The organism is Streptomyces sp. TLI_146 (assembly GCF_002846415.1).
Lineage (GTDB): Bacteria > Actinomycetota > Actinomycetes > Streptomycetales > Streptomycetaceae > Streptomyces.
The window spans coordinates 6,681,235-6,697,510 of record NZ_PJMX01000001.1; the positions used below are offsets into that span (position 1 = coordinate 6,681,235).

11 protein-coding genes are annotated in these 16,276 nt (G+C 72.7%); 10 read left to right on the top strand and 1 reads right to left on the bottom strand.

Annotated elements, in window-relative coordinates; genetic code table 11:
• Positions 1 to 152: 152 nt before the first annotated feature.
• From BX283_RS29875 to BX283_RS29915, 9 genes are all read left to right on the top strand, one after another.
• Positions 153 to 1,391, top strand: coding sequence for a ScyD/ScyE family protein (locus tag BX283_RS29875; protein ID WP_101390564.1), 1,239 nt, complete (start codon positions 153 to 155; stop codon positions 1,389 to 1,391).
• A 271-nt stretch (positions 1,392 to 1,662) separates the two neighbouring features.
• Positions 1,663 to 2,118, top strand: coding sequence for a carboxymuconolactone decarboxylase family protein (locus tag BX283_RS29880; RefSeq protein ID WP_101390565.1), 456 nt, complete (start codon positions 1,663 to 1,665; stop codon positions 2,116 to 2,118).
• 249 nt (positions 2,119 to 2,367) lie between these two features.
• Positions 2,368 to 3,882, top strand: coding sequence for a DUF4192 domain-containing protein (locus BX283_RS29885; RefSeq protein ID WP_101390566.1), 1,515 nt, complete (start codon positions 2,368 to 2,370; stop codon positions 3,880 to 3,882).
• Positions 3,883 to 4,403: 521 nt separating this feature from the next.
• Positions 4,404 to 6,320, top strand: a complete 1,917-nt coding sequence (locus BX283_RS29890; protein WP_373979307.1) for a glycogen debranching N-terminal domain-containing protein — start codon at positions 4,404 to 4,406, stop codon at positions 6,318 to 6,320.
• A gap of 209 nt (positions 6,321 to 6,529) precedes the next feature.
• On the top strand, positions 6,530 to 7,300 hold the full coding sequence (locus BX283_RS29895) for an NUDIX domain-containing protein (protein ID WP_101390568.1): 771 nt from the start codon (positions 6,530 to 6,532) through the stop codon (positions 7,298 to 7,300).
• 303 nt (positions 7,301 to 7,603) lie between these two features.
• Positions 7,604 to 9,385 (top strand): ATP-binding cassette domain-containing protein, encoded by a 1,782-nt coding sequence (locus BX283_RS29900; protein WP_101390569.1) that lies wholly within the window; start codon positions 7,604 to 7,606, stop codon positions 9,383 to 9,385.
• 160 nt (positions 9,386 to 9,545) lie between these two features.
• Positions 9,546 to 10,433: a FadR/GntR family transcriptional regulator gene (locus tag BX283_RS29905; RefSeq protein ID WP_180357286.1), complete on the top strand. Its 888-nt coding sequence runs from the start codon at positions 9,546 to 9,548 to the stop codon at positions 10,431 to 10,433.
• Between the two features lie 347 nt (positions 10,434 to 10,780).
• On the top strand, positions 10,781 to 12,325 hold the full coding sequence (locus BX283_RS29910; protein WP_101392648.1) for an RNA polymerase sigma factor: 1,545 nt from the start codon (positions 10,781 to 10,783) through the stop codon (positions 12,323 to 12,325).
• Between the two features lie 154 nt (positions 12,326 to 12,479).
• Positions 12,480 to 13,310 carry a trypsin-like serine protease gene (locus BX283_RS29915; RefSeq protein ID WP_101390571.1) on the top strand — a complete coding sequence of 277 codons (831 nt, stop codon included), beginning with the start codon at positions 12,480 to 12,482 and terminating at the stop codon, positions 13,308 to 13,310.
• Positions 13,311 to 13,408: 98 nt separating this feature from the next.
• Here the strand turns inward: BX283_RS29915 and BX283_RS29920 are convergent, their stop codons facing one another.
• Positions 13,409 to 13,639 carry a hypothetical protein gene (locus BX283_RS29920; protein WP_067165114.1) on the bottom strand — a complete coding sequence of 77 codons (231 nt, stop codon included), beginning with the start codon at positions 13,637 to 13,639 and terminating at the stop codon, positions 13,409 to 13,411.
• Between the two features lie 432 nt (positions 13,640 to 14,071).
• Between BX283_RS29920 and BX283_RS29925 the strand changes: the two genes are divergently transcribed.
• On the top strand, positions 14,072 to 16,192 hold the full coding sequence (locus tag BX283_RS29925; RefSeq protein WP_101390572.1) for a type IIA DNA topoisomerase subunit B: 2,121 nt from the start codon (positions 14,072 to 14,074) through the stop codon (positions 16,190 to 16,192).
• The last annotated feature ends 84 nt before the right edge of the window (positions 16,193 to 16,276 follow it).

Below are 16,276 nucleotides of genomic sequence, written 5' to 3' on the forward strand. Positions count from 1 at the left end.
GCGCGAATCAAGTGTGCAACTGCGGATGGGGTGCAGTCGGACAGGGCTTACAACTTACCTGTGAATACAGGACGGTTGAGGTAGAAGCGTCTATCGTGGCGCCGGTTGAGTCGGCTCCCAATGACGGGGGCACGCCATGATGAGGGAGAGACATGTCGAGAATACGCAGGTCTTGGAGTGGGGCCTTCGTGGCAGCGGCGGCGGTGGGCACCCTGGCCGTCACGCTGATCCCCGGCCCGGCACAGGCCTCGCCGAAGGAGGCGAAGGCCGCTGCCGGTACCACCGCGGGTGCCACTGCCAACATCGAGGTCATTGCGAGCAAGCTCAACAACCCCCGCGGCCTCTCCGTGCAGGCGGACGGGACGATCCTGATCGCCGAGTCGGGCGTGGGCAAGCCGGGCTGCGCGCCGGGCACCAAGTGTGTCGGAACGACCGGTTCGATCTACCGCGTCAAGGGCACCCAGCAGGGCCGCGTCGTCACCGGCCTGGCGTCCTCCGCGGTGGCCCCGACCAACCCGTACGAGCCGATCTCGGCCGCCGGCCCCAATGACGTGGAGGCCAACGGGTCGGGCTACCTCGTCCTCAGCGGCTTCGGCGGCGGCACGGACGACCGCGCCAAGCTCGGCGCGGACGCGGCCAAGCTCGGCACGCTCCAGACGGCGAGCGGCTGGGTCGTCGGCGACCCGGTCAAGCACGAGACGCTGCTGGACCCGGACTGGATCCTCGGCCACCCGGCCAACCCCGAGGAAGCGTCCATCCACAGCAACCCCTGGCGCTTCGCCCGCAACGGGCGCGGCTTCCTGGTCACGGACGCCGGCGCCAACGACCTGATCGGCGTCGGCTTCGGCGGCCGCACCACCACCGAGGCGATCTTCCCGGACAACGAGCTCCCGGCGCCGGGTGGCGCCGCGACCCCCTCGGCCAAGGAGAAGAAGGCCCTGGAGTCCCTCGCCCCGCAGGCCAAGACGGTCGCGGCCGATGGCACAGTCAAGGTCCAGGCGGTGCCCAGCGGCATCGTCAAGGGCGCGGACGGCGCGTTCTACGTCGCCGACATGGGCGGTCTGCGTCCGGGCGCCTCGCGCATCTGGCGGATCGTGCCGGGCCACCGCGCGGAGGTCTTCGCCAGCGGTCTGACCGCGGTGACCGACCTGGCCGCGGACAAGAACGGCAACCTGATCGCGTTGACGCTGACCGGCGGCTTCCAGCAGCAGGGCCCGCCGCTGCCGGGCAAGCTGAGCCGGGTCGACATCAAGACCAAGGCGGTCACCGAGATCCCGACCGACGGCAAGCTGGCGATGTCCACCGGCCTGGCCGTCGGCCCGAACAACGAGATCTACGTGACCAACAACTCGGTCGGCACCGAGGGTCAGCTGATCAAGATCACGGAGTAGTACCGCGCGGAGTACTCCTGTCTCGGGCAGTACTCCATACGCGAGTGGTACGGAGCGGTACTGGTCCACGGATCAGCGCGTGACGTGCGGCCCCGCCGGGAACCTGACGCCCGGCGGGGCCGCTTCGTCGTATGCGCGGAAAAATCTTCCTCCCCTTCGGTCACACTCCTGCGCCGGGACCCGTCAGACCAGTGACACGGGATCCCGGCCGATGGAATCGAGCCGGGGTCGCCGCTGAACGACCGCAGTAGATCTCTGAAGGAGAGCAGTCATGGAAGCACGGATGCAGAACCCGGCGATGGTCCTCCCCGACGCGATGCAGGCCATCCAGAGCCTGTACAAGGCCACCTACGCGGGCGGCGTCCCGGCGGGTCTGCTCGCGCTGAGCCACCTGCGCGCGAGCCAGATCAATGGCTGCGGCCCCTGTGTGGAGTCGGCGTCCGGCCAGGCGCGCAAGGCCGGCGAAAGCGACGAGAAGATCTTCTCCGTCGGCGCGTGGCGGGAGACCCCCTTCTACACCGACTCCGAGCGCGCGGCGCTCGCGCTCACCGAGCACGTCACGCGGCTGAGCGACCGCGAGGACCCGGTCCCGGACGCGGTGTGGAACGAGGCCGCCAAGCACTTCAACGAGCAGGAGCTCGCGGCGCTCGTGCTGCACATCTCCGTCAGCAACCTGTTCAACCGCCTCAACGCCACAACGAAGCAGCAGGCCGGACAGAAGTGGTAGGCACGGCCTAGCGAGGTGTTCGGTACGGCCAGGCCGGACCCGGACCGAGTGGGCGGTGTGGCGGTCGCGCGACAGCACGCGACGGCCACACCGCCCCTCCGTACAGGGACCGCCCCGCGCGGCCCGCTCAGGTGGTTCGGTTCGCCGACGCGACTCAGTATGCAGATCATCGCGGTGGCTTGTTCTCGCCTGTGGACAACGTTTTCCACAGGGGTGGTGAGGGGTGGCCGGGCGCGGGACCGTCGAGGCATGAACAAGCACCACGAATCGCACGGTTCCCACGGTCTGCCCGACGACGACCCGCAGCTCACCCTGCGCAGCCCGGCCGAACTGGCCGATGCCCTGCCGTATTTGATGGGCTTCCATCCGACGGACTCCATCGTGATGGTCGCCCTCCACGGTCGCCGGGGCCGCTTCGGCGGGCGGCTCCGGCTCGGCATTCCCCGAGCGCCAGGGGAGTGGCCGCATGTCGCGGAGCAACTGGCCGAGTGCCTGATGGCGGGGAGCGAGCGGCGGGGCCCGCGCCCGGACGGGATCATTGTGTTCCTCTGCCAGGACCCGGAGCCGGGCAGCGATATGACGAGCAGTCAAGTCATGGAGAGGCTACGGCCGTTGGCCCAACTCCTGCGTACGGCGTGCGGCGCCCTGGACGTCCCGGTCCTGGAGGCGCTGTGCATCTCGGACGGGAGGTACTGGTCGTACTGCTGCCCGGACGCGCGCTGCTGCCCGCCGGAGGGCAACGTGCTGGCCATGGCGGGTACGTCGGTGCTGGCGGCGGCCGCGACCTTCGCCGGGCTCCAAGTCCGGGGCTCCCTGCGGGAGATGGAGGCGCGGCTCGCCCCCTGGCGGCGGCCGGCGGCGGCCGACCAGGAGCGTGTGCTCGCGGCGGCGGAGGAGGCGCTGGTGCCCCGCATCCTGGACGAGGAGGAGCGGCTGCGGGTCGGCCGGGAGACCCTGGACCTGGCGGGCCGCGTGATGCGCCGCCTCTCCGGCGCGCCCCCGGCCACGGGCCGCACGGACGCGGACGCGCTGGACGACGCCCTGATCGCCCACGACGAGGCGGCGGCCCTGGTCCTCGGCCTCCAGGACCGCACCACCCGGGACCGCGCGGCCGAGTGGATGGAGGGCCCGGACGCGGCCCCGGCCCAACGCCTGTGGCGCGCCCTTGCCCGCCGCTGCGTGGGCCGCTATGGGGAGCACGCGGCGGCCCCGCTCACCCTGGCGGGCTGGGTGGCCTGGTCCACCGGCGACGAGCCCGCCGCCAGGGTCGCCCTGGGCCTGGCCCTGCGCGCGGACCCCGAGTACCAGTTCGCCCAACTCCTCCACCAGGCCTGCAACCGGGGCCTGGACCCGGAGGCGTTGCGCAGGTGCTTGCGGGAGGAGAGGCGGGAGCGGGAGGAGGGGGGTGCGGCTGCGGCGGGGGGTGCGGTCGGGGAGGCGGGGCTTGGTGGCTCGGACCGGGTGCCTGCCCTCGGGGCTGAGGCGGATGTGGCCGAGCCTGCCGCCGCCGAGCGCAGGGTGGCCGTGGAGGCGTCGGCGTCGGGTGTGGGCGGGCCCGTTCGGCGGCTCAGGTCCCGCCGTAAGTCTCCGGCGGCGACCCGGAACGAGGGCGCGGCGGCCACCTCCCCGGCGAACAGGCGGGACGCGGCGCCCGCCTCCGCCCGCCCCGAGGGCGTCGAAGGCGGCGCTCCGGCGGCCGGGTCCGCCCGGCGTGGGGCCCGGCGGACCGGCCGGGCGGGACAGCGGGACGGGACCGGCCGATGACACCGGGGCCACGCCACGCCGTGTCGCTCCGTGACCCGCGCACGGCCCGCCGCGTTCACGTGGGGGGCGCCGCGCGAGGGCGGTCCGCCCGTCCCGCGAATGCGGCCGGAGTGCTCGGAAGGCAAGGTATGGCGTTCGATGTCCCTCCCCGGGCCAATCCCCCGTCCCGGGTCGATCCCTCTTCCCGTTCCCGGGGCAATGCCTCGTCTGGGGCGGAAGACCCGCCCTCGCCCTGGGGTGACCGCTCCCTCCGGGGCGGAGCCCGGGGTCACATCCCGCCCCCGGACCCCGCCGGAGGCAGACCGGCCACCCTCGGTGCAACGGGTCGGGGGCCAGGACTCGGGGCCGGGGCCGGTGCCGGGCCTGGACAGGGCACAGGCCCGGCAGCGGGACTGGGACCGGGCCGACGCCCGGCACCCGCACCCCGCGCGTCCGGCCCGACCGGAACCTCCGGACACGGCCCAGGCTCAGGTTCAGGCCCGGGCCCCGGGTTCGGCGAGCTCCCCCCACTGCACGCGACCTTGATCTCCGTCGCCCTGCCCGGTCTCGTCGTCTCGGCGGAGCACGGCCAGCTCACCGGCCACGGCCTGGAGGGCTTCTACCGCCACGGCCGCCGACTGCTCGCGCGCTGCCAGCTGAAGGTGGCCGGGCGGGAGCCGATCGCCCTCCAGGGCAGATCGATATCGGCCGACCGCGCCCGCTTCTTCGCGGTGGTGCGCACCCCGGCCGACAGTGGCCCCGACCCCGAGATCGCGATCGAGCGGCTGCGCCAGGCCGACGGCAGCGAACGGATCACCCTGCGCAGCTCGTCGCCCCGCCCCCTGCGGCTGCCCGTGGAGATCGCGCTCGGGACCGACCTGGCCGACCTGGGCGCGGTCGCGGCGGGCCGGGCCGGGCCCGAACTGCCGGGCAGCGTCCACGACTCGGGCATGCGCTGGACGGCCCCCGGCGCGCACGCGGTGGTGAGCGCGCACCCGCCCCCGGCCGACGCGCTCGCCTCGGCGGGCGTGCTGCGCTGGGACGTGGAGCTGCCCCCGGGCGGTGCGTACACGATCGAGCTCAACATCCGCACCGACCGCCCCGCCCGGCCCCCCGGCCAGGCCGCGAGCCATCCGCTGCCGCAGGCCGAGGCGGAGGGCGACGACCCCCGGGTCGGGCCGCTGCTCCAGAGCGGCCTCGACGACCTGCGGGCCCTGCTCGTACGGGACCCGGGGCATCCGTTGGACGTGTACGCGGCGGCGGGCGTCCCCTGGCGCACCGGTCCCGCCCCGGCCGAGGCGCTGTGGGCCGCGCGGATGGCCCTGCCGCTCTCCACCCGCTTGGCGGCCGCGACCCTGCGCGCCGTCGCCCGCACCCAACTGGCGGGCGGGGAAAGGGAGTCGGGCCGCATCCCCGGGCCGCTGCGGGACGCGGGTCCGCATCTGCCCCCGAGCTGCACCGGAGTGGAGGCCACGCTCGCGTTCCCGGTGGTGCTCGCCGAGGCCCGCCGCTGGGGGCTCGCCGAGTCCGAGGTGGCCGAGCTGCTGCCGGCGGCGGAGCGGTGTCTGCGCTGGCTGCGCGGGTGCGTCGGCGCGGACGGCTATCTCGGCGAGCCGGGCCCGGCGGCGGGTCTTGCGCGGGCCGAGACCCAGGCCCACGCGCACCGCGCCGCGGTGCTGGGCGCCGAACTGCTGCGGGAGTACGGCAGACCGGGGGCCGAGGAGTGCGCGGCACTGGCGGCAGGGCTGCGCGAGCGGTTCCGGGAGGAGTTCTGGATCGAGGACCTCGCGGGCGGCCGCCCCGCTGCCGCCCGTACCGCCGACGGCCGCCCCCTGCCCCCGCTCGGCGCGGGCGCCGCGCACCTCCTGGACACCGGGCTGCTCGGCGCGGGACGGCTCGCCCCCGGCCTGCTCGACAAGGTGCAGACGGAACAGCTGGCCCGCCTCCTGGGCGGCCCGGCCATGGACTCCGGCTGGGGCCTGCGCGGCCTCGGCGCCAAGGAACCGGGCTACAACCCGTTCGGCCACCGCGCGGGCGCGGTGCGGGTGTACGACACGACGGTCGCCGTGACGGGCCTCGCGGCCGCCGGGTACGAGAAGGAGGCGAGCGGGCTGCTGCGCGGACTCCTGGACGCGGCGGAGGCGTTCGGCTACCGGCTGCCCGAGATGTACGCGGGGGAGCAGCGCACCGCCGACGGCGCCCCGCTGCCGCACCCCGCCGCGTGCCGCCCGGCCGCCGTCGCCGCGGCCTCGGCGGTCCAGCTGCTCACCACGCTCGCGGGGATCCGCCCGGACGCCCCGGCGGGCACGGTCGCCCTCTGCCCCGTACGGTCGGCGCCGCTCGGCGCGGTGCGGCTTTCCGGGCTGAGTGTCGCGGGGGAGCCGTTCGCCGTGCGGGTCAGCAGGCTCGGCGTCGGCATGGTCGAGCAGGCCGCCGGCCGGCTCCAGTTGGGAGGCTGAACGGAGTGCTGAGTGAATCCGGTACGGAGAAAGAGGCCGCGCCCGTCCCCGGGGCGGGGGCGGTGAGCGCCGAGGGTATCGAGCCATATGGGGTGAGAAACCGGGCGCGGGGCGCCTCGGGAGGAACCCGTGGGGCGCCCGGTGAAGACGGTGCGACCGGCCGCGTCCGGGGGCGTGTTTATCGTCAGGGAGACGACTATGATCGCTTCATGTCTCCCTACGACCCGTCGGCCTACCCGCCCTTCGCCGTGACCGTCGACCTGGTCGTGCTCACCGTGCGCCGCCACGCCCTGTGCGCGCTGGTCGTCCGTCGCGGGGAGCCGCCGTTCCAGGGGCGGTGGGCGCTGCCCGGCGGCTTCGTCCGGGCCGACGAGGACCTGTCGGCCGCGGCGGCCCGCGAGCTGACCGAGGAGACCGGACTCTGCGCCCAGGACCCGGCGGCCACCGCCCCGGCCCCGGGCAACGGTGCCCATCTGGAGCAGCTCGCCACGTACGGCGACCCCCGGCGCGACCCCCGGATGCGGGTCGTCAGCGTGGCGCACCTGGCGCTCGCCCCCGATCTGCCCGCCCCGCGCGCGGGCGGCGACGCGCACAGCGCGCGCTGGGCGCCGGTCGAGGACCTGCTGAGCCAGGACGGCGGCTTCGGCCGCGAGGACGAGCAGCCCGCCCCGCTCGCCTTCGACCACGCCCAGATCCTCGCGGACGGCGTGGAGCGGGCCCGCTCAAAGATCGAGTACTCGTCGCTGGCCACGGCGTTCTGCCCGGCCGAGTTCACCGTCGGGGAGCTGCGGCGGGTGTACGAGGCGGTGTGGGGGGTCGCGCTCGACCCCCGCAACTTCCACCGCAAGGTGACCGGCACCCCGGGCTTCCTGGTCCCGGCGGGCGGTACCACGACCCGCCAGGGCGGCCGTCCCGCGCAGCTGTTCCGCGCGGGCGGCGCGACCCTGCTGAACCCCCCGATGCTCCGCCCGGAGGTCTGACCCACCGCCCCTGAGGGGCACGGGGCCGTGCCATCGTGCGGCTCCGCCGCGACGGTGGTCTCCCTGTTCGAGCGGAGTCGAGAACTCGGGGGAGCGACCAGCCGCGCACGCTCCGCGGGCGAACGACGCACCCCTCGGGGAGCGCCCGCCTGCGGACAGACGCATGCCCGCCGTGGCTCACACACGCCCCGGGATGCATGAAAAGTCCTAAATGTCGCGTTATGTTACTCCGGTACCCGGCGCCCCCGCCGTACTCGTCCTCCCGCCGTGCCGTCGAGCGGTCTCACCCCCGCGAGAGAAGCGATGCTCCAGGCCATCGGACTCACCAGCACACCCCACCGCGACCGTCCGCCCGAGGTGGACGATCTGACCTTCGAGGCCCGGCCGGGCCTGATCACCGCGCTGCTCGGCGCCCCCGGCTCCGGCAAGACCACGGCCCTGCGCCTGATGCTGGAGCTCGAACCGGGCCGGGGCGTCACCTACTTCCGGGGCCGCCCGCTCCACAAGGTGGCCCACCCGGCCCGCGAGGTCGGCACCCTGCTCGGCGACGTGCCGGGCCACCCCGCCCGTACGGTCCGGGGCCAGCTCCGCCTCATGTGCGCGGTCGCCGGGGTCCCGGCCGCCCGGGCCGAGGAGATGCTCCACGTCGTCGGCCTCGACGGCCTCGGGGACCAGCGGCTCGGCACCCTCTCGCTCGGCATGGACCGCAGGCTCGGCCTCGCCGCCGCCCTCCTCGGCGACCCGCACACGCTGCTCCTCGACGAGCCCGCCGAGGGCCTCTCGCCGCGCGAGAACAGCTGGCTGTACGGGCTGTTGCGCGGCCACGCACAGCAGGGCGGCACCGTGCTGTGCACCTTCGCCGACCCCAAGGAGGCGGCCCGGGTCGCCGACCGGGTGGTCACCATCGACGGGGGCCGCCTCGTCGCGGACCAGGACGCGAGGGAGTTCGCCCGCACCCGGCTGCGCCCCCGGGTCGCCGTCACCACCCCGCACGCCGCCCGCCTCGCGTCGCTGGTCGGCCGCGAGGCCCGCGCCGCCCGCCGCTCCGTCGAGGTGGTCGCCGAGGACGGCAGCCACCTCTCCGTCTACGGCACGACCTGCGCCGAGGTCGGCGAGACGGCCTTCCGCCACGGCGTCCTCGTCCACCGCCTCACGGAAGAGGTCGGCGACACGGGCCCGACGCCGCCGGGCCCCCGCCCCGCCCCGGCGGCGGCAACCACTCCGGACACCGGGGCGGCGCCCACGGAACCCCTCCCGCCGCACACGAGCGCCCCCACCCCCCACCCGCGCCCCCCGATCACTCCCGCCCTCCCGCGCACCCCACTCCGCCCCCTCCGCTACGAGCTCCGCCGCCTGCTCGGCGTGCGCACCACGTACCTGCTCGCCGGCGCCGTGCTCGTCGGATCGGTCGCGCTCGCCGTGGTGCTGGGGCGCGCCGGGCACACACCGCTGCCGCGCCTGGCCGCCGCCTGGCCGGAGCTGCTGCCGCTGCCGCCCGCGGCGTTCGGCGCCGGAGTGCTCGGCGCGCTCGCCTTCGGCGAGGAGTACCGCTATCCCGCGCTCGCCGCCGACCGCGGCACCGTCCCGCGCAGGCTCGGGCTGCTGCTCGCCAAGCTCGCCGTGTCGGCCGCGGCCGCCCTCCTGCTGGCCGTGCTCACGGTCGCCCTGGACGCCCAGGCCCTGCGGCTGGTGTACGGCGGCGACTTGGTGCGGATCCCGCCGGACTGGCCCTCCCTCGCGGCGAGTTGGGCGGGACTGACCGTCGGCTGCGCCTGGGCCGGGCTGCTCGCGGCCGGCATTTTCCGGGCCACCGCGGCCGGGCTCGCCGCCGTCCTGGCGGTGCCGGTCGCCGTCGTACCCCTCGTACAGAAGGCGTTGTCGGCTCCGCAGGCGCGTTCGGTGGCCGGACTTCCGGCCCGGCTGCGGGACGTGGCCTGGCTGCGCTGGCCGCATCTGCTGGACAACGGTCTCGCCGCGGCCCTGCACCTGCTCGCCCGGCCGCAGGGCGCGGCCCTCGCGCTGTCGCTCTGCGTGCTGCTCTGCGCCTACGTGCTCACCAGCCTTCGATCGAGGGCTCGTTGGTGACCACGCCCTGACCTCGCCGTATACCGATGGCCACAACTCCCCGGAGAATGCCCGCTTCTTTCCGATAAAGCGTCAATTGCGAGGGGTGCGGCGATCACCCTTTCGTGTGCTTTTCACCAAAGACCTCAAGGGCCGTGGAAGTCCCGCCGACAAAGGATGCGTGAGTACCCTTGCGCACACCATGATGACCACCGCCCGCGCCGCCGACACCGGCCTCGCAGGACCGGGCGAACTCGACCGCTACCCCTATGCGGAGGCGCGTGGCGCCGACCGCGTCTCCCTCCCCTCGTGGGACGGGGCCGACGCAGACCTCGGCCGGGTGAGCCGCCGCGCGGCGGGCAGCCGCGGGAGAGGACTGCACGGCCAACTCGTCCAGCAGCTCGGCCAGATGATCGTCTCCGGCGATCTCGGCGCCGACCGCCCGCTGGTCCCCGAGGAGATCGGGCAGCGCTTCGAGGTCTCGCGGACCGTCGTCCGCGAGTCGCTGCGCGTACTGGAGGCCAAGGGCCTGGTCAGCGCCCGCCCCAACGTCGGCACCCGGGTCCGCCCGGTCAGTGACTGGAACCTGCTGGACCCCGACATCATCGAGTGGCGCGCCTTCGGCCCGCAGCGCGACGACCAGCGGCGCGAGCTCAGCGAGCTGCGCTGGACGATCGAGCCGCTGGCCGCCCGGCTCGCGGCGGGGCACGGCCGCGAGGACCTCCAGCAGCGCCTCGGCGACATGGTCGAGATCATGGGTCACTCCCTCGCCCAGGGGGACGTGATCACCTTCTCTCGGGCCGACGCGGAGTTCCACTCGCTGCTGATCCAGGCCGCGGGCAACCGCATGCTGGAGCACCTCTCCGGCATCGTCGGCGCCGCCCTCCAGGTCTCCGGCGGACCGGTCACGGGCTGTGACCGCCCGTCCGACGCCGCGCTCACCCACCACGGCCGGATCGTGGACGCGCTGGCGGCCGCCGACGGGGTGGCGGCCGAGACGGCCATGCGGCAGCTGCTCACCGTCCACCCCGAGGTGGAGCGCGTCGTTCCCGCGCCGCGCGAGCACTGACGGCGGAGGCGGCCGGGCGCGGGCCCGCCGCCCCCGCCCGGAGGAAGCACGCGTCGCCGGACCTCGGGGGGTCCGGCGACGCGATTATGGGCACTATGTCCCTTGTGGCCGTTTCTGTCGTTAATGGGGTGTGACTCGGGCCACGTGGAATGGGCGTAACACTCCTCGAAACCGTGCGATGACCTAAGAGGTAACAGCCGAGGAAGGAATACAGCAGTCGCTCGCGGCGCTGTGCAGCTCCGAGGTTCAGCCCGCGCCGTCGGCACAATCCCCAGCCGACGGTCGTCGGCTCCGGCCCGATCATGGGCGGGGCCGGAAGCCGTTTCCATCGTTCCGAGAGGTTGTTCGTGTCGGCCAGCACATCCCGTACGCTCCCGCCGGAGATCGCCGAGTCAGAGTCTGTGATGGCGCTCATCGAGCGGGGAAAGGCTGATGGGCAGATCGCCGGCGATGACGTGCGTCGGGCCTTCGAAGCCGACCAGATTCCGCCAACCCAGTGGAAGAATGTTCTGCGCAGCCTCAACCAGATCCTCGAGGAAGAGGGTGTGACGCTGATGGTCAGTGCCGCGGAATCTCCCAAGCGCACCCGGAAGAGCGTCGCAGCGAAGAGCCCGGCGAAGCGCACCGCCACCAAGACCGTCGCGGCCAAGACGACCGTGACCAAGACCGTCGCGGCCACCGCGGCCCCGGCGGCCGAGACCGTGGACGTGTCGGCGGACGACGCCGAGGCGCCCAAGAAGGCCGCCGCCAAGAAGACGGCAGCGAAGAAGACGGTCGCCAAGAAGGCCGTGGCCAAGAAGACGGCCGCGAAGAAGACCGCCGGCAAGAAGGGCGACGACGAGGTCATCGAGGGCGAAGAGCTCCTTGAGGACGTCGCGCCCGGCAAGGGCGACGAGGAAGAGCCCGAGGGCGAGAGCAAGGGCTTCGTCCTGTCCGACGAGGACGAGGACGACGCGCCCGCCCAGCAGGTCGCCGTGGCCGGTGCCACCGCCGACCCGGTCAAGGACTACCTGAAGCAGATCGGCAAGGTCCCGCTGCTCAACGCCGAGCAGGAGGTCGAGCTCGCCAAGCGCATCGAGGCCGGCCTGTTCGCCGAGGACAAGCTGTCGGCCGCCGACAAGCTCGCCCCCAAGCTCAAGCGTGAGCTCGAGATCATCGCCGAGGACGGCCGCCGCGCCAAGAACCACCTGCTGGAGGCCAACCTCCGCCTCGTGGTCTCGCTGGCCAAGCGCTACACGGGCCGCGGCATGCTCTTCCTGGACCTGATCCAGGAGGGCAACCTCGGTCTGATCCGCGCGGTCGAGAAGTTCGACTACACCAAGGGCTACAAGTTCTCCACGTACGCCACCTGGTGGATCCGTCAGGCGATCACCCGCGCCATGGCCGACCAGGCCCGCACCATCCGTATCCCGGTGCACATGGTCGAGGTCATCAACAAGCTCGCGCGCGTGCAGCGCCAGATGCTCCAGGACCTGGGCCGCGAGCCCACCCCGGAGGAGCTGGCCAAGGAGCTCGACATGACCCCGGAGAAGGTCATCGAGGTCCAGAAGTACGGCCGCGAGCCGATCTCCCTCCACACCCCCCTGGGTGAGGACGGCGACAGCGAGTTCGGTGACCTCATCGAGGACTCCGAGGCGGTCGTCCCGGCCGACGCGGTCAGCTTCACGCTCCTCCAGGAGCAGCTGCACTCGGTCCTCGACACCCTGTCGGAGCGCGAGGCGGGCGTGGTCTCCATGCGCTTCGGCCTCACCGACGGTCAGCCGAAGACCCTGGACGAGATCGGCAAGGTCTACGGGGTGACGCGTGAGCGCATCCGCCAGATCGAGTCGAAGACCATGTCGAAGCTCCGCCACCCGTCGCGCTCGCAGGTCCTGCGCGACTACCTCGACTAGGCCGCGTTCCTACGTACGTAGTACGTAGTGGTACGTGACGCAGGGCCCGGTTTCCGCAAGGGAACCGGGCCCTCGTGCGTGTCTGAGCGGGTGCGGGCCGTCAATTGCTCGTTGACTCTGGGTGTGCCTGTGTCACCCGGAGTCAGGAGACCGTATGCGACGTCCCACCGTCCGAGCGCTGCGCGGGGCGCTGGCCCTCACGGCCGCCGCGACCGCAGTACCGCTGGCCGCGCCGGTACCGGCCGCCGCCGACAGCGTGGTCATCGGGGGCACACCCGTCTCCGTGGAGAGCAACCCGTACGCCGTCGCGCTCTCCAGCCGTACCCGGTTCGGGGGTACGCGCGCGGGCCAGTTCTGCGGGGGAGCGGTGGTCGCGCCCACCAAGGTGGTCACCGCCGCGCACTGCCTCAGCAAGGAGGTGCTCGGCGCCAACGGGGTGCGGGACCTGAAGGTGATCGCGGGGCGCTCCCAGCTGCGCGGCAGCACGGGCCAGGAGGTCGAGGTGCGGGACACCTGGGTCAACCCCGGCTACAGCCCGGTGACCAACGCCGGTGACCTGGCGGTGCTCACCCTGGCGAGCGCGCTGCCCGAGTCGTACGTCATCGGGCTCGCCGGGCCGGGCGACCCCGCCTACGCGCCGGGCACCGCCGCGACCGTGTTCGGGTGGGGGGACACCTCCGGGCGGGGCAGCTACGCCTCGACGCTGCGGTCGGCGCCGGTCCAGGTGCTCCGGGACGGGGTCTGTGAGCGCGCCTACCCGGGGAACTCCGAGGGGGAGTACCTGGGCGCCACCATGCTCTGCGCGGGCGATCCCAGGGGCGGCCACGACGCCTGCCAGGGCGACAGCGGGGGGCCGCTGGTCGCCCGAGGCCGGCTGATCGGCCTGGTGTCCTGGGGCAGCGGCTGCGGGCAGGCCGAGAGTCCGGGGGTGTACACCCGGATCTCCGCGTTCGTTGGCCCGTCACGGAACGCGGCGCCCCTGTAGCGGGGCGCGGGCACGAGAACGGGCGGCCGCCCCCGCGCGCGGGGGCGGCCGCCCGTCGCCGGTCCTGGACCGGCCCTGGCTCGTCGTCAGTGCGAGGTTCAGCGATCCTCTTCGCCTGCGGATTCGGGCACCGCGGTGAGGCGGTCCGTCTCGTCCTGTATCTCAGCGGCGATCTTCTTCAGTTCCGGCTCGAACTTGCGTCCGTGGTGAGCACAGAAGAGCAGTTCGCCGCCGCTGGTCAGAAGGACACGCAGGTATGCCTGTGCGCCGCAGCGGTCGCAACGGTCAGCGGCCGTCAGGGGGCTCGCGGGGGTCAGAACAGTAGTCACGTCGCCTCTTCTCTAGCTCGACGAGCTGTCGTACCAGGGTCAACATCCAACCAGGCCGAAAACGTTCCCGCTCGTGCCTTTTCCTCGAAACTTCTTGGTCAAGGTGGCTGTCTGCTGCCGGTTGGCGGCGAATGAGCCGTATTGCGTTGCTTTACGGTTTCGCGTTGCTTGTCTCGTTTGGTCCTCCCGGCGGGGTTGCCGGTTGTTCATGAGGACGTGCCCGGAGCCTAAATGGTTCATGCCTGGATGGGAACGTGATATCCGCATCACCCCAACGAGGGATCGAACATGCATACGAGACTGGACTAGCATGAGTATTGCCGAGGGTGGCGTGACAACGGCTCTACCAGGCCTCGGTACCCTCTGACCGGCGACCGACGCCGGCCCCCTACCCATCGGGGGCGTATGGAAATTCAGCGAGGAGCGAACTGCGTGACCGCCGAGACGTCCGTTCCGTCCACTGCGCTGCTGTCCGGCGCCGACCGGGACGGCTCCAACTACACCGCGCGGCACCTGCTCGTCCTTGAAGGCCTCGAAGCGGTCCGCAAGCGCCCCGGCATGTACATCGGCTCGACCGACAGCCGCGGCCTGATGCACTGCCTCTGGGAGATCATCGACAACTCGGTCGACGAGGCCCTGGGCGGGTACTGCGACTTCATCGAGGTGATCCTGCACGACGACGGCTCGGTCGAGGTGCGGGACAACGGCCGGGGCATCCCGGTCGACGTCGAGCCCAAGACCGGTCTGTCGGGCGTCGAGGTCGTCATGACCAAGCTGCACGCGGGCGGCAAGTTCGGCGGCGGCTCCTACGCCGCCTCCGGCGGTCTGCACGGCGTGGGCGCGTCCGTGGTCAACGCGCTCTCGGCCCGCCTCGACGTCGAGGTCGACCGCAACAGCGCGACGCACTCCATCAGCTTCCGGCGCGGCACCCCCGGCATGTTCACCGAGCAGGGCCCCGACGCCCCCTTCGACCCGTCGAGCGGGCTGCTCAAGGGCAAGCGGGTGCCCAAGACCCGCACCGGCACGCGCATCCGCTACTGGGCGGACCGCCAGATCTTCCTCAAGGACGCGAAGCTCTCCCTGGAGACGCTCCACCAGCGCGCGCGTCAGACCGCCTTCCTGGTCCCCGGCCTGACCATCGTCGTCCGCGACGAGCGCGGCCTGGACGGCGAGGGGAAGACGGAAGAGACGTTCCGCTTCGACGGCGGGATCAGCGAGTTCTGCGAGTACCTGGCGCAGGACAAGGCCGTCTGCGACGTGCTGCGGCTCACCGGCCAGGGCACCTTCAAGGAGACCGTCCCGGTCCTGGACGAGCGCGGCCACATGACCCCGACCGAGGTCACCCGTGAGCTCGCCGTGGACATCGCACTGCGCTGGGGCACGGGATACGACACGAACCTGAAGTCGTTCGTGAACATCATCGCCACCCCCAAGGGCGGCACCCATGTCACCGGCTTCGAGCGCTCGGTCGCCAAGACCGTCAACGAGGTGCTGCGCTCGGCCAAGCTGCTGCGCGTCGCCGAGGACGACGTCGTCAAGGACGACGCCATGGAGGGCCTGACGGCGGTGGTCACCGTCCGTCTCGCCGAGCCGCAGTTCGAGGGCCAGACCAAGGAGGTGCTCGGCACCTCGGCGGCCAACCGGATCGTCGCCAATGTGGTCGCCAAGGAGCTCAAGGCGTTCCTGACCTCCACCAAGCGGGATGACAAGCAGCAGGCCCGCGCCGTGATGGAGAAGATCGTCGCGGCCGCCCGGACCCGGATCGCGGCCCGCCAGCACAAGGAGGCGCAGCGGCGCAAGACCGCCCTGGAGTCCTCCTCGCTGCCGGCCAAGCTGGCCGACTGCCGCAGCGACGACGTGGAGCGCAGCGAGCTTTTCATCGTCGAGGGCGACTCGGCCCTCGGTACCGCCAAGCTCGCCCGGAACTCGGAGTTCCAGGCGCTGCTGCCGATCCGCGGCAAGATCCTCAACGTTCAGAAGGCGTCCGTCTCGGACATGCTCAAGAACGCCGAGTGCGGGGCGATCATCCAGGTCATAGGAGCGGGCTCGGGCCGCACCTTCGACATCGACGCGGCCCGCTACGGCAAGATCGTCCTGCTGGTCGACGCCGATGTCGACGGCGCCCACATCCGCATCCTGCTGCTGACGCTCTTCCAGCGCTACATGCGCCCGATGGTCGAGGCGGGCCGGGTCTTCGCCGCCGTCCCGCCGCTGCACCGGATCGAGCTGGTCCAGCCCAAGAAGGGCCAGGACAAGTACGTGTACACGTACTCGGACAACGAGCTGCGCCAGACCCTGCTGGAGTTCCAGCGCAAGAACATCCGGTACAAGGACTCCATCCAGCGCTACAAGGGCCTCGGCGAGATGGACGCCGACCAGCTGGCGGAGACCACGATGGACCCGCGCTTCCGCACCCTGCGCCGGATCAACATCGGCGACCTGGAGGCCTCCGAGCAGGTCTTCGATCTGCTGATGGGCAACGAGGTGGCGCCGCGCAAGGAGTTCATCACCAGCTCGGCGGCGACGCTGGACCGCTCGCGCATCGACGCGTAGCCGCGGCGGGTCCGGCCGGGATGACCGGGCCCGCCCGGGCGTTCCGGGGCACCGGGGTGGCGCGTCCACCCGTGGGTGGAGCCG

Bases quoted from the DNA above. Each gene is read 5' to 3' on its own strand.
- BX283_RS29875 (WP_101390564.1), top strand. From the start codon at position 153: ATGTCGAGAATACGCAGGTCTTGGAGTGGGGCCTTCGTGGCAGCGGCG.
- BX283_RS29880 (WP_101390565.1), top strand. From the start codon at position 1,663: ATGGAAGCACGGATGCAGAACCCGGCGATGGTCCTCCCCGACGCGATG.
- BX283_RS29885 (WP_101390566.1), top strand. From the start codon at position 2,368: ATGAACAAGCACCACGAATCGCACGGTTCCCACGGTCTGCCCGACGAC.
- BX283_RS29895 (WP_101390568.1), top strand. From the start codon at position 6,530: ATGTCTCCCTACGACCCGTCGGCCTACCCGCCCTTCGCCGTGACCGTC.
- BX283_RS29900 (WP_101390569.1), top strand. From the start codon at position 7,604: ATGCTCCAGGCCATCGGACTCACCAGCACACCCCACCGCGACCGTCCG.
- BX283_RS29915 (WP_101390571.1), top strand. From the start codon at position 12,480: ATGCGACGTCCCACCGTCCGAGCGCTGCGCGGGGCGCTGGCCCTCACG.